The 14,646-nt window shown below is 33.2% G+C and carries 12 protein-coding genes and 1 riboswitch; of the genes, 11 read left to right on the forward strand and 1 reads right to left on the reverse strand.

The window, feature by feature from the left end:
- Window positions 1-22: 22 nt before the first annotated feature.
- Window positions 23-343, forward strand: a complete 321-nt coding sequence (locus NNL09_RS11955; RefSeq protein ID WP_024770655.1) for a 2Fe-2S iron-sulfur cluster-binding protein — start codon at window positions 23-25, stop codon at window positions 341-343.
- 5 nt (window positions 344-348) lie between these two features.
- Here NNL09_RS11955 and NNL09_RS11960 read toward each other — a convergent pair whose 3' ends face one another.
- On the reverse strand, window positions 349-777 hold the full coding sequence (locus NNL09_RS11960) for a cytochrome c oxidase assembly factor Coa1 family protein (RefSeq protein WP_196910779.1): 429 nt from the start codon (window positions 775-777) through the stop codon (window positions 349-351).
- 267 nt (window positions 778-1,044) lie between these two features.
- Here NNL09_RS11960 and NNL09_RS11965 point away from each other — a divergent pair, with 267 nt between their 5' ends.
- The 10 genes from NNL09_RS11965 to NNL09_RS12010 all read left to right on the forward strand — a co-directional run bounded on the left by NNL09_RS11965 (window position 1,045) and on the right by NNL09_RS12010 (window position 14,638).
- Complete coding sequence (locus NNL09_RS11965) at window positions 1,045-1,893, forward strand: hypothetical protein (RefSeq protein ID WP_196910780.1); 849 nt, start codon at window positions 1,045-1,047, stop codon at window positions 1,891-1,893.
- Window positions 1,894-2,051: 158 nt separating this feature from the next.
- Window positions 2,052-2,160: riboswitch (SAM riboswitch) on the forward strand.
- A 134-nt stretch (window positions 2,161-2,294) separates the two neighbouring features.
- Window positions 2,295-3,296 (forward strand): homocysteine S-methyltransferase family protein, encoded by a 1,002-nt coding sequence (locus tag NNL09_RS11970; RefSeq protein ID WP_196910781.1) that lies wholly within the window; start codon window positions 2,295-2,297, stop codon window positions 3,294-3,296.
- Between the two features lie 3 nt (window positions 3,297-3,299).
- Window positions 3,300-6,002: a methionine synthase gene (gene metH, locus NNL09_RS11975; protein ID WP_196910782.1), complete on the forward strand. Its 2,703-nt coding sequence runs from the start codon at window positions 3,300-3,302 to the stop codon at window positions 6,000-6,002.
- Window positions 6,003-6,017: 15 nt separating this feature from the next.
- Window positions 6,018-6,488, forward strand: a complete 471-nt coding sequence (locus tag NNL09_RS11980) for a DinB family protein (protein ID WP_025665106.1) — start codon at window positions 6,018-6,020, stop codon at window positions 6,486-6,488.
- 149 nt (window positions 6,489-6,637) lie between these two features.
- A complete protein-coding gene (metF, locus tag NNL09_RS11985) occupies window positions 6,638-7,591 on the forward strand; it encodes a methylenetetrahydrofolate reductase [NAD(P)H] (protein ID WP_025665105.1) in 954 nt (317 codons plus the stop codon).
- A gap of 246 nt (window positions 7,592-7,837) precedes the next feature.
- Window positions 7,838-8,986: a leucine-rich repeat domain-containing protein gene (locus NNL09_RS11990; RefSeq protein ID WP_196910783.1), complete on the forward strand. Its 1,149-nt coding sequence runs from the start codon at window positions 7,838-7,840 to the stop codon at window positions 8,984-8,986.
- A gap of 294 nt (window positions 8,987-9,280) precedes the next feature.
- Complete coding sequence (locus tag NNL09_RS11995; protein ID WP_196910784.1) at window positions 9,281-10,378, forward strand: acyloxyacyl hydrolase; 1,098 nt, start codon at window positions 9,281-9,283, stop codon at window positions 10,376-10,378.
- A 102-nt stretch (window positions 10,379-10,480) separates the two neighbouring features.
- Window positions 10,481-11,299 carry a head GIN domain-containing protein gene (locus NNL09_RS12000; RefSeq protein WP_231389202.1) on the forward strand — a complete coding sequence of 273 codons (819 nt, stop codon included), beginning with the start codon at window positions 10,481-10,483 and terminating at the stop codon, window positions 11,297-11,299.
- Between the two features lie 212 nt (window positions 11,300-11,511).
- On the forward strand, window positions 11,512-14,241 hold the full coding sequence (locus NNL09_RS12005) for a PAS domain S-box protein (protein ID WP_196910785.1): 2,730 nt from the start codon (window positions 11,512-11,514) through the stop codon (window positions 14,239-14,241).
- Complete coding sequence (locus NNL09_RS12010; protein WP_025665100.1) at window positions 14,228-14,638, forward strand: response regulator; 411 nt, start codon at window positions 14,228-14,230, stop codon at window positions 14,636-14,638. The genes NNL09_RS12005 and NNL09_RS12010 overlap by 14 nt, the downstream gene beginning before the upstream one ends.
- The last annotated feature ends 8 nt before the right edge of the window (window positions 14,639-14,646 follow it).

Consider the following 14,646-nt stretch of genomic DNA (forward strand, 5'->3'; position numbering starts at 1 on the left):
TTGTAAACAGAAATAAAAAGATATGTCAGATGTTACCATAAAAATAAAAGATAGAGAAGGTGTAGTACATGAGATACAAGCACCTACTGATATGGCTATGAATTTAATGGAAATTTGTAAAGCTTATGAATTACCAGTAGAGGGAACCTGTGGGGGAATGGCCATGTGTGCTTCTTGTCAATGCTATATTTTATCTGATCACGAATTACCAGAAATGGGGCAGGATGAAGATTTGATGTTAGCAGAAGCCTTTTATGTAGAGGATAATAGTAGGTTAGGATGTCAAATCCCAATTACTCCCGAGTTGGATGGATTAGAAATAGAATTAGCCCCGGAGTCTTAATTGTATTATTCTTCCAGAATTGTAATAGATTCTTTTTTGGGTTTTTTAATTCTAACGGTAATTTTTTGATATTCCCAGTTAACTCCTTTTTTATTGGCTACGATATCCAGTTTAGCTTTTCCTTTGGTGCCTCTGATTCCAACAGTTAATGCAATTGAAGTGTTGTGATTTGAATATTCGACTTCTCCTTCTAGTAACCGAAAGAAATCTATAGGAGATAGTTTACCTAATTTTTCAATAACACGATCATTTTTTTTAGCTATTTCAAGTGCATTTTCTGTAAGATTAGGTTGAACATAAACAGATCCATATCTAAATGCAGCATTACCAGTCATCATAAAAAACACGAATATACAAACAACTATCCCTATCGTAGGAAGTGTCCATTTCCAGTTTCGATTCCACCAACTTTTTTTAGAAATTAATTCGTTCATGATATCTAATAGTATTGTTGTTAAGCTCTTTTTTTATAAAGACCCCTTGTCAAATAAATTTGTTGCAATAACTACTAGAGATAGAAGGTGTTTTCCTCCTGTAATAGATGTATTACACCTATATAAAATGGGGTTTTTGACCCCGTTTTTTGATCTGTTTTGATTGTATTTTTGAATTTAAAGAATAAACTTAAAGATATTACTAATGGTATTTGTTTAATGATAATTAACATATCTGAAGTATAGAAAAACAAAAAAATAGAGGGTATGAAAACAAAAAAAAATCGATTTAATTTAGGCGTTTCCATTCTTTTAATAGCAAGTATGTTATTATTTACAAATTGTGAAAAAGAATCAATTGTAAATGAAGAATTAAATACATTAAATGTAGAGCAAGAAGAATTCCTTACTAAAGCAAAAAAGAATTATTTGAAGGAAAACGGAATCAATATCGATATCATAGATATCGATTGGTGTTCTATTATACCAAATTTGTCTGGGTATTATTATGCTAATGATGGAGGACATTATTATGTTAGGCATATTGGAAATAAGGTTTACTGGTTTGGAGAACACCCATCAGGTATTTGGGCTAATGTTTTTAAAGGTAGTGTAAATGGTAAAACAATTACCGGAAGCTTTTATGATGTGCCTAAAGGTAAAATAGCAGGAAGTGGAAATTTAACATTGTCTATAGGTTGTTTTGGAAGTGGTTTTACTAAAGTATCCGGGAATAATTTCGGAGGTTCAGTTTGGACAAAAACCGTAAGACCTTCCCATCTCCCTCGTCCACGTCAGGCAGGATTTGGAGTTGTAAATGACAGCAATAATATTACCGGCCGATGGGTTGGCGATGATGGAGGGATTTACTATATCAGACAAATAGGTAATGTGGTAGTTTGGTTTGGAGAACGCAATTTTGTAAATGGTCGCCCTACATGGTCCAATGTTGCATGGGGGAGTCGTTTCTATAGCCAGTTATGGTTAGATTGGGTTGATGTCCCTAAAGGAAATACAAATAATGGCGGAATTCTAAGAGGATTTGTCGAAGGGCCAAATTATATCTCTCTAGGACATAACACAGGAGGTTTTGGAGGCTCAGAGCTTCGAAGGTAATATAAATATATACATGTAGAATAGAGATTATCCTTTTGGGTAATCTTTTTTTGTTAATACAAGGTGAAATTAATAAATAAACTTGCATAACAAAAGGCTATGCCTTTTATTTGTACTTAAAATAACAGCAATTGCTGTTTAGTTCATATATATTTTAATTGTTATCGAGAAAGGTGGAGGGAATAGACCCTATGAAACCTTAGCAACCCTTTATCCTGTAAAGAAGGTGCTACATTCTATCCGTTGTTGTAACGGTATAGATAACCAAGACTCATAGCTTAGTTATGTTTTTCATTTATTTTTCTTGATACACTATTCTTTACTTAAATAAAGAATTAAATAATGTTTTTGTTTTTCCAGCACTTAGTATAGACTACGGCTGGAATCTATAATAATAATTGATGAAAGACATATACAAAATACTAGAAGAAAGAATCCTTGTGCTTGATGGGGCCATGGGGACCATGTTGCAAAGACATAAGTTTACAGAAGAAGATTTTAGAGGAGAACGATTTAAGGACTGGCCTACTCCCGTGCAAGGTAATAATGATTTATTAAGTATTACCCAACCCGAAGCAATAAAAGAAGTACATCGACTTTATTTTGAAGCAGGAGCGGATATCGTAGAAACCAATACTTTTTCGGGAACAACCATTGCCATGGCAGATTATGAAATGGAAGATTTAGTTTATGAATTAAATTATCAGTCAGCAAAAATTGCCAAAGAAGTAGCAGATGAGTTGACCGAAAAAGAACCACATAAACCTCGTTTTGTAGCAGGATCTATTGGTCCGACAAATAGAACAGCAAGTATGTCTCCCGATGTAAATGACCCAGGATATAGAGCAGTAACTTTTGATGAATTAAGAATCGCTTATAAACAACAAGTTGAAGCATTATTAGATGGAGGCGCAGATATCTTATTGGTAGAAACCATTTTCGATACATTAAATGCCAAAGCAGCGCTTTTTGCAATTGAAGAAGTAAAAGATGAAAGAAACATCGATGTTCCAATTATGGTAAGTGGTACGATAACAGATGCAAGTGGTAGAACATTATCAGGTCAAACTGCAGAAGCATTTTTAATTTCACTATCTCATATTCCGATGTTATCCGTTGGATTTAATTGTGCATTGGGAGCAAATCAATTAACTCCCTATTTAGAAGTTTTAGCTCAGAAAGCAAGCTTTGGAATATCTGCACATCCTAATGCCGGATTACCAAATGCCTTTGGAGAGTATGACGAAACACCAGAACAAATGGCAGAACAGATTAAAGAATACATGGAAAAAAACTTAGTAAATATTATCGGCGGTTGTTGTGGGACTACTCCAGAACATATCAAAGCAATAGCAGATTTAGCAAAAGATTATAAACCTAGAGTAGTAGGAGTAGAAGTATAACATATGAGTACTAAGGAAAAAAGAAAATATCTTAAGCTCTCTGGTCTGGAGCCAATGATTGTTTCTGCTGAAACGAATTTTATTAATGTTGGAGAACGAACTAATGTAGCAGGGTCACGCAAGTTTTTACGTTTGGTCAAGGAAGAAAAATTTGATGAAGCTTTAGATATAGCAAGGCATCAGGTAGAAGGAGGAGCACAGGTCATTGATATCAATATGGATGATGGCTTAATCGATGGTAAGGATGCAATGATAAGGTTTCTTAATCTTATAATGGCAGAACCAGATATTGCCCGAGTGCCCATTATGATAGATAGCTCTAAATGGGAAATCATCGAAGCTGGATTGCAAGTGGTACAAGGAAAATGTGTGGTAAATTCTATAAGTCTTAAAGAAGGCGAAGAAGAGTTTATATCACATGCAAAAGCTATAAAAAGATATGGCGCAGCTGTGATTGTAATGGCATTTGACGAGGTAGGGCAAGCAGATAATTATGAACGTCGTATAGAAATCTCAAAAAGGTCTTATGATCTATTGGTTCATAAAGTAAAATTTCCTCCAGAAGATATCATATTTGATTTAAATATATTTCCGGTTGCAACCGGAATGGAGGAGCATCGTAAAAATGCTATCGATTTTATTGAAGCCACACGATGGGTAAGAGAAAATCTCCCACATAGTAGTGTAAGTGGAGGTGTAAGTAATGTTTCATTTTCTTTTAGAGGAAATAATACGGTTCGCGAAGCTATGCATTCTGTTTTTCTGTATCATGCAATCAAGGCCGGGATGAATATGGGAATCGTAAACCCGGCAATGCTAGAGGTGTATGATGATATTCCCAAAGATCTTTTAGAACATGTAGAAGACGTAGTTCTGGATCGACGAGATGATGCTACCGAACGACTATTAGATTTTGCAGAAACCGTTAAAGGAACAAAAAAGGAACAAGTTGTTGATCTTTCCTGGAGAGAAGAACCATTGCAGGATAGGGTTACAAGAGCCCTTGTGAAAGGGATTGATCAATATATAGTAGAAGATGTAGAAGAGGCAAGACTAAGTGTAGATAAACCTATAGAGGTTATAGAAGGGCATTTAATGACAGGGATGAATGTTGTAGGTGATCTTTTTGGATCTGGTAAAATGTTTTTACCTCAGGTAGTAAAATCTGCCAGAGTAATGAAAAAAGCAGTAGCATACTTACTTCCATTTATTGAAGAAGAAAAGAAAAAGAATGCACTTTCTGGGGGTGTAGTAAAAGAAAATGATTCTAATGGCCGCATTTTAATGGCAACGGTAAAAGGTGATGTGCATGATATCGGTAAAAATATTGTTTCGGTAGTATTAGGATGTAATAATTATGAAATTGTAGATCTTGGTGTAATGGTTCCTCCTGATAAAATTATTCAGACTGCAATCGATGAACAAGTAGATATCATTGGGTTAAGCGGTTTAATAACCCCATCATTAGATGAGATGGTTCACCTGGCAAAAGAAATGGAACGTAAAAATTTCAATATTCCATTATTAATAGGTGGGGCGACCACATCAAAAGCACATACCGCAGTTAAGATTGATCCGCAATATAAAAATGCAGTTGTGCATGTTAATGATGCATCAAGAGCAGTAACAGTTGTAGGTGATTTGTTGAATAAAAGAAGTAACCAAAAATATATAGGTGATCTCAAAGAAGATTATGAGAAATTTAGAGATGGGTTTCTAAAAAGAACAAAACAAAAAGAATATCTAAGTATTGAAGAGGCCAGAAAGAACAAATATTTGATTGATTGGCAAACTTCCGAAATTGTAACACCAAATCAATTAGGGGTTCAGGTTATAGAAGATTTTGATTTAAGAAAACTAGAGCCTTATATCGATTGGTCACCATTTTTTAGATCCTGGGACTTACATGGTAAATACCCTGCTATTTTAACTGATACTGTAGTTGGTGAACAAGCCACATCCTTATTTAAAGATGCACGAGAATTATTAGAAAGAGTATTTGATGAAAAATTATTAGGAGCCAAAGCTATTTATGGATTGTTCGAGGCTAATACAATAAACGATGATGATATTGAGGTGTCTTCAGAAGAAGGAAGTTTCACATTCAGAACACTACGCCAGCAACTAAAAAAACATGCTGGTAAGCCTAATTTTGCTTTGTCTGATTTTGTTGCCCCAAAAGAAAGCAAAATTCAAGATTACATGGGGTGTTTTTGTGTAACAACAGGTTTTGGAACGAAGGAACTTGCTGAGGCTTTTGAAGCTGATCACGATGACTATAATTCTATTATGATTAAGGCATTAGCAGATCGTTTAGCCGAAGCTTTTGCAGAATATTTGCATAAAAAAGTACGTATAGAAGATTGGGGATATGCTAATGATGAATCATTAACCAATGAAGAATTAATAAAAGAAGCATATAAAGGTATTCGACCTGCTCCTGGATATCCAGCTTGCCCGGATCATCTCGAAAAGATAACGATTTGGGAATTATTACGTGTTAAAGAACAAATCGGGGTAGAATTAACCGAAAGCCTGGCTATGTGGCCTGCAGCATCTGTATCTGGATATTATTTTGCCAATTCTGAAGCTCGATATTTTGGGTTAGGAAAAATAAAAGAAGATCAAGTAAAAGATTTTGCAGAACGTAAAGATGTAGATCTTGAGTATGCAAAGAAATGGTTGAGCCCCAATATAGTAGACTAAATAAATACGAACCCAATGAGTATAAAAGATAGCATTAGAAAGTATGATGAGGTTTTTGAAGGAGAGCCATGGTTTGGAAATTCTATATTAAAATCGCTAGAGCATATTCCCGCAATTTTTTGGGATAAAAAGCCAAAAAAAGTGTCGCACTCTGTATCAGAACTAGTATATCATCTTATAGATTGGAGAGGGTTTGTTATCGAAAAACTAAAAGAAAATAGAGCTTTTGATATTGAATTAAACTCTGAAAAGGATTGGAGAAAAAATGTTTCAATACAAAATGAAAAAGAAAAGAAAAAAACTCTTCAAGAATTAGTTGAAACTCAAAATATAATATGCGAATTGCTATTAGCAAAACCAGATTCATGGCTGAATGAACAAGTAGCTGGCCGTCAATATCGAAATGGATATATGGTAAATGGGGTGATACAACATGATATATATCATTTAGGACAAATCAATATGGTATATAGTCAATTAAAATAAAGAATAAGGTATTTTGTAAAAAAGAGACTTCATGTTAACACTTTGTAATACAATACAGAGATATTTAAAGCATAAGTCTTGAAATACAGATAATGACAATTATCCTAATACCAAAAATGATAAACGAAGAATCAGGAATTATAGATTAGATGAAAGTAACAGATCACATAAAAAAAGCCAAAGAAAAAACATTATTTTCTTTTGAATTAATACCACCTCAAAAAGGAAGAAGTATACAAGAATTATATGATAATATTGATCCATTAATGGAGTTTAATCCTCCTTTTATTGATGTGACTACGTCTCGGGAGGAATTTATTTATATAGATAGAGAAGGGTTGTTAGATAAAAAACTAACCCGTATGCGACCAGGTACTGTAGGTATTTGTGCTTCGATTACTCATAAATATGATGTAGATACAATCCCTCATGTATTATGTGGCGGCTTTACCAAAGAAGAAACAGAATATTTATTGGTAGATTGTCACTATTTAGGTATTGAAAATGTAATGGCTTTACGTGGTGATGCAATGAAGGAAGAAAAATATTTTACCCCTACCAAAGGAGGGCACAGTTATGCCAATGAGCTGGTAGAGCAGATATTGAATATGAATAAAGGAAAATTTCTTCATGAAGTGATCGAAACGGATAACAAATCCGATTTTTGCATCGGAGTTGCCGGCTACCCAGAAAAACATATGGAAGCTCCTTCTATAGATTCTGATATCAGAAGATTAAAAGACAAAGTTGATGCAGGAGCAGATTATGTAGTAACTCAAATGTTTTTTGATAACAAAAGATATTTTGATTTCGTGAAAAGAGCTAGAGAAGCAGGAATTAATGTACCTATAATCCCAGGGATTAAACCAGTAGCAGTAAAAAGACATTTACAATTATTACCTCAGGTTTTTAAACTGGATATGCCAGATGAATTGGTGAGGGCAGTAGAGCAATGTAAAACCAATAAAGAAGTTAGGGAGGTAGGAATCGAATTTGCAATACAACAGTCTAAAGAACTGATGGAGTATGGAGTTCCTGTATTACATTATTATTCGATGGGTAAATCTGATAATATTAGAAAAATTGCCGAAGGAGTATTTTAAAAAAACCATTCTTTCTTAAATATAAGAGAACGGCAATTATTGCCAATTTTAAATTTATAATTTTAGTGTAACCCCTGTTAGATTAGGATCTGGCAGGGTTTTTTATGAAGTGTAAACAGTGTAAAATAGTTGCTTTCTATCAGATTCACTGTTTACAGGGAGCTTTTCATCCTGCACAAAACGGATTTTTACATCTGGATTACTGCAGTAATAGAAAAATACTCTAAAAACTTTAAACTAAAACAAATGAAAAATTTGAAATTCTTTGTTGTGCTATTCATCAGCGCAATAGTTGTGTCATGCTCTAAAGATGATGAAACTCTAACTCACGAAACTACAAACGCTACAAAAAGTAAGATCCTAGGTAAAGCAAAAAAAGCAGATGTTATCGATGGCAATATTGTATTCCCCGATTCTAATTTTAAAAAAGCACTACTTGAAGGTTATGTAGATACAAATAATGATAACGAAATCTCTATAGGAGAGGCTAAAAATGTAACATCACTTTATCTAGATTTTAAAAATATCTCTAACCTCTCGGGAATCGAATACTTTGTTAATTTAACCGATCTGAGTTGTAATTATAATCAACTTACTTCGTTGAGTGTGTATGAGAATGTTAAATTGAACTCTCTAAGTTGTAGTGGTAATCAATTCAGTACACTGGACGTAAGCAAAAATGTTAAGTTGAAAGATCTGGATTGTAGCAACAACCAACTTATTACGTTGGACATAAGTAAAAATATTGTGTTGAAAAGTCTGGATTGTGGTTATAATAAAATTACAGCTCTGGATGTTAACCAGAATACGGCGTTGACTGGTTTGTTTTGTCAGGATAATCAAATTACTAATCTGGATGTAAGCAAACGTACAAGATTAGGGTATCTGAATTGTGGTAGAAATAAGATCACAACACTAAATCTAAATAGAAACACATCACTACACTACTTGATTTGTTCAGATAATCCACTAAAAACGTTAGACGTAAGTAAAAACACAGCGTTAAATGTATTGTCTTGCTCTAACAATCAACTCACTACTTTAGATGTGACGAAAAATACAGCTTTAGGAACACTTCATTGTGATGGTAATCAACTTAGGTTATTGAATGTTAACAAAAATACAGCTTTAAAAGGGCTATATTGTTATAATAACAAGATTACTACACTGCATTTAGCCAAAAATAACAACTTACGTTATCTAAAATGTAATAATAATAAACTTCGTTACTTAAATATAAAGAACGGAACAAACGATAGGTTGATAAGAGCAGAGTTACAAGAGCAAGACAATCCTTATTTTAGTTGTATCCAGGTAGATGACCCTACTGCATCGTATTTAGATAAATGGAAAAAAGATGCAACCGTTAGTTATTCTAGTGCTTGCAGACGATAAGTATTATATCATAATACTCAATACAAAAAACCCTTGTAATAATGAATTTAAACTCACTATTACAAGGGTTTTGTTATAGGTTTAAATAAGTTAATCGAAATTCAAATTCTTGCAGAATCTAAATTTTCACATAGGTTGCTGGCTACCTTATTTACAACCTTTTGTAGCAATGTGGTTAGATTTTTGTTTTTTAATTATTTGATTTTTAGTGCGTTGTGTGTTTTTGGTGAAGCTGGGATAAAACCAAGCCTATCAGTGTTTGGAAACTTCGAAGGTCTATCATACTTTTGCCGGATGATAAAAAGGATTTATTTACTCATCTTTATCGTTCATTTTGGTACGTATGCTCAGACAGAATCTAAAATACATTATACGCTGGATGTCAATAACTTTTATGGTACCATACTAAAACATAATCCCGATATTTCGCATTTAATTACGGGTCATCCTTCTGGTGTGATTCTTTCCTTTCAGCGCAAAACATTTGGAGATGAAAAATGGCAACGATTATATAATTATCCCGATTATGGTGTTTCCTTTTTATATCAAGATATGGATAATGAGTTTTTGGGAACGCATTTAGGACTATTTGTTCATTATAATTTTTATTTCTTAAAAAGATATCTAAATCTTAGAATAGGCCAAGGAATCGGGTATAGCACAAATCCTTATGATGAAGATGATAATTACAGAAATGTAGCTCATGGTACACATCTATCCAGTGGGACCTATGCTTTGTTACAAGCTAAAAAAGAGAATCTTTTTAAAGGTTTTGGGTTGCAAGCAGGCTTGGGAGTCGTTCATTATTCTAATGGAAATTCTAAAGCACCAAATAAAAGTACAAATACATTGTTTTTAAATGCAGGAATAACTTATACATTAGATCAGGAAACCCCAGAATATGTAGCCAAGGAAGTAGGAGATCTTAAAGGAGGGGAGCCAATTGGTTACGGTTTTATTTTTAGAAGTGGAGTTAATGAAAGTGATGTAGTAGGATCAGGGCGATTTCCTTTTTATACATTTGGAGGTTTTGTAGATAAGAGGTTGAATAAAAAAAGTGCCATTCAATTGGGAGCAGAAGTGTTTTTTTCTAAAGCTTTAGAACGTTATATAGATTTTAGAGCTACAGGAGGGTTTAATGACGGAACTACTGGTGATGAAGATGCTAAACGAGTAGGGATGTTTTTGGGGCACGAATTAAGAGTAAATAGAATTTCTGTACTTACACAGGTAGGGTACTATGTGTATTATCCTTACGATTTTGAAGGCCAAACGTATCTTAGAGCGGGAGTTCAATATTATTTTACTAAAAACATATTTGGGGCGCTAACGGTTAGATCTCATGCTGCCAAAGCAGAGGCTATGGAGTTTTCGATAGGATATAGATTATAAAAAACACTGCTATGAAATGAGCCGTAACAATCGAGTAGATACCAACCAAGATGTTAAATGGCGAATTCCATTTGACAACTAAAAAACAATAAAAAAGAACAGATGAATCTTAATATAAGTTTAAGAAAACAAAATGTTGGACTTGACATGTCGAAGTCTTTTTTTAAATATGTGGTAGTAAGATGTGTTGGGATATGGGTAGTATTATTTTTGTTTGGCTGTGATTCTGAAAATGCTTCAGATTGTTTTCAAAGAACAGGAACAATAGTTAGAACAGAAATTGAAGTTACTGATTTCACACGTATTTTGGTGAATCCAAATATAGAATTAATCATAAAAGAAGGAGCGGCTACTTCAGTAATTATTGAAACAGGAGATAATTTGCTAAACGAAGTTTCGGCAATAGTCAAAGATGATCGTCTAGTACTTAGTAATACCAATGATTGTGCATTTTTTAGAGATTTTAATCAAACTAAGGTTTTTGTTACTGCTCCTAATATTACAGAAATAAGGAGTGGAACACAATTCGATATCTCATCTGATGGGGTATTAAACTATACTTCATTAACATTATTATCTGAAGATTTTAGTGAAAATACCGAAACTACAACAGGAACATTCAATTTGAGCGTAGATTGTGAAACTATTGGTATAGCAGGAAATAATATTACTTCATTTTTTATAACAGGAACAGTACAGACATTAAATGTCAATTTTGCTTCGGGAACTGGAAGATTTGAAGGAGCCAATTTAGTAGCCGAGAATGTTAATGTTTTTCATAGAGGAACTAATAAAATTATAGTAAACCCTCAACAATCAATTACAGGAGAGATACGAAGTACAGGAGATGTAATTTCGGTGAACAGACCTTCAAATGTTGAAGTAAAAGCGTTTTTTACAGGGAGGCTTATATTTCAATAATTATATCAATATACTTCTCTTGGTATTGATAAATAGAATACCTATACTTTTCTATACTTGCTTTTGCATTTCGAACTGATTTCAACAAAGTTTACCTAAAAAAGAAGTGGGGTAACACCATAAAAAGTTTGCGGAATTTAAATCTTTTTAATTGAAATTAATGTCTAACTTTATAAGACACCAGGATTTTATTCCAAATTTTATATTTAAAAATGATTCGAAATCAGTTTGATAAGACTCAAGATGTTGAGAATGTAGAAGAAAATTATCTTAAAGAAGAACTGTATGCTCTTATTAAGAAAGACGATTATATTTTTGATTTTATACAAAAATCGAGCCTTGATGGGCTTTGGTTTTGGGATTTAGATAATCCCGAAAACGAATGGATGAATTCTAAGTTTTGGACCACTTTGGGATATGATCCCAATAAGATGCCACATAATGCTTCTGCATGGCAGGATATTATAAATAAAGAAGACTTAGAAGTAGTATTTCTTAATTTTACAAAACATTGTAAAGATCCTTCACACCCTTATGATCAAATCGTAAGGTATAAACATAAGTTTGGGCATACGGTATGGATTCATTGTAGAGGATTAGCGATACGCGATAGTAATGGGAAGCCTATACGAATGCTGGGTGCACATACCGATATTACTAAATTAAAAAAAGTAGAAATACAGCTACAAAGACAGGTAGATCGTTATCAACACATTATTGAAGGGACAAATCTGGGGACTTGGGAGTGGAATGTAAAAACAGGAGAAACTATGTTTAATGAGAGATGGGCTAATATAGCTGGGTATTCTCTCTTAGAGTTAGAACCAGTTTCTATCAATACATGGGCAGAAGCTGTACATCCCGATGATTTGAAAAAATCTAATAAACTATTAGAAGATCATTTTTCTGGGAAAACACCTTTTTATGAATGTGAAGCCAGAATGAAACATAGAAATGGAGAATGGATATGGGTGTTGGATCGCGGAAAAGTAGTAAGCTGGGACTCAGAAGGAAACCCAGAATGGATGATTGGTTCACATCAAGAAATCACAGAGAGTAAGAAGGATTTAGAAAAAAACAAATTATTTATACAGCAGGCTCCAAGTGCTATAGCAATGTTCGATACTAATATGCGTTATTTGGCAGTTTCTCAAAAATGGTATGAAGATTATAATATTAGTGATGATACCATTATAGGTAAATCACATTATGACGTTTTCCCCGAAATAGGAGAAAAATGGAAAGATGATCATAAAAGATGCCTTAACGGAGAAGTGTTAAAAAGCGAAGAAGATCGTTTTGAAAGATTAGATGGGTCTATACAATGGCTAACTTGGGAGTTGAGACCATGGTATACCGATGATAATAAAATAGGAGGTATCTTAATGCATACTGCAGATATCACTAGAACCAAAAAAGCAGAAATAGGTCTACGCATTAGCGAAGAAATGTTTAGGAGAAATTTCGAAAATGCTGCGATAGGAATGGTTATGTTGGATCAAAAAGGTCATTTTACAAAAGTAAATTATAAACTGTGTGAGATTCTTGGGTATTCTAATAGCGAATTGACAAAGCTGGCTTTTAAAGATATTCTTCATCCAGAGGATTTAGCAATAAGTGATACGTTATTTCAAAAACTTTTTAAAGGAGAAACGTTGTATAGCAATATGGAGGAAAGATGCTTTCATAAGGATGGTCATATTGTATATATCAACCTTTCAGTTTCGGTTATTAAAGGAGAAAGTGATAAACCTACCTATTTTATTGCTCAAATTGCAGATATAAGCCATAAAATTATTGCTAGGCAAAAACTGCAGAATACTGTGGGTGAACTAAAAAGTATAATCGATGATATAACTCAGGTAAGTATAATTGGTACAGATAAGAATGGTTTGATCACTACATTTAATAAAGGGGCAGAAAACCTGTTGGGATATACCAAAGAGGAAATGATATCAAAAAAATCACTCTTGCTATTACATCAAAAAGAAGAAATAGAAAAGAGACAGACAGAATTATCCTTATTGTTAGATCAAGAAATTAAAGGTTTTGAGGTTTTTACCACGTTACTCGAGAATCAGGAATATGATGTAAAAGAGTGGATGCATGTAAGAAAAGATGGTACTTGTTTTCCTGTTCAGGTTACATTGTCACCTATTAAAAACAAAGGAGTGATTAATGGATATCTTGGGGTAGCAACCGATATTAGTGAGATTAAAAAAGTAGAGCAGGATTTAAAATCATGGCTGATAGTTGCAGAAGATCAAAATAAAAGACTGCGTAATTTTGCACATATAGTTTCGCATAATTTAAAATCACATTCTGGAAATTTTCAAATGTTGCTTGACCTGTTTATTCAGGAAAATCCAGAGATTGAGGATAATGAAATCATTCAACTTTTTAAAACAGCATCTGAGAATCTTACCGAAACTATAGTACATTTAAATGAAGTAGTCTTAATGAATACTTCTGTTGATGAGAATTTAGTTGGGTTGAATTTATATGAAGCAATTAACAAGGTGACCGAAAGTGTTTCTGCTATTGCAAAAGAGACTATAGTAACTATTAATAATAATACACAACTAGGTACAAATATTTTAGGAATCCCGGCATATTTAGATAGCATTTTACTGAATTTTATAACTAATGGGATAAAATATAGTTCTGATGAAAGAGAGAGTTATATTGATTTGAGTACCAGAATAGAAGGTGATTTTGTAATCTTAGATATCAAAGATAATGGATTGGGGATTGATCTAAAAAAACATCAAGCCAAACTATTTGGGATGTATAAGACTTTTCATAATAATAAAGAAGCCAGAGGTATAGGACTGTTTATTACCAAGAACCAGGTAGAAGCCATGGGTGGTAAAATTGAAGTAGAAAGTACAGTAAATAAAGGAACAACTTTTAAAATTTATATGAAACATGAAAAAAATTGATATAGCTTGTATTATTGATGATGATCCAATTTTTGTATTTGGGATTAAAAAAATAATGGAACTTGTTGATTTTTGCAATGGTTTTATGGTCTTCCGAAATGGAGAAGAAGCATTAAATAATCTAAAAGCGATTATTTCGGCAAATGAAAAATTACCAGATGTTATTTTGTTGGATTTAAATATGCCAGTGCTTGACGGGATACAGTTTTTGGAAGAATTCGTAAAAGTGCCATGCAAGAAGAAAATAATTATTTATGTCGTTTCCTCATCTGTTGACCCAGAGGATATTATAAGAGCTAAATCCTTTGAGAATGTAAGTGATTACATTGTTAAACCAATTTCTGTACAAAAACTCAAAGAGATTTTAAATGATATAGAACAGGCAAATCATTGTTAATTAGAGTG

The organism is Aquimarina sp. EL_43 (assembly GCF_943422735.1).
Lineage (GTDB): Bacteria > Bacteroidota > Bacteroidia > Flavobacteriales > Flavobacteriaceae > Aquimarina > Aquimarina megaterium.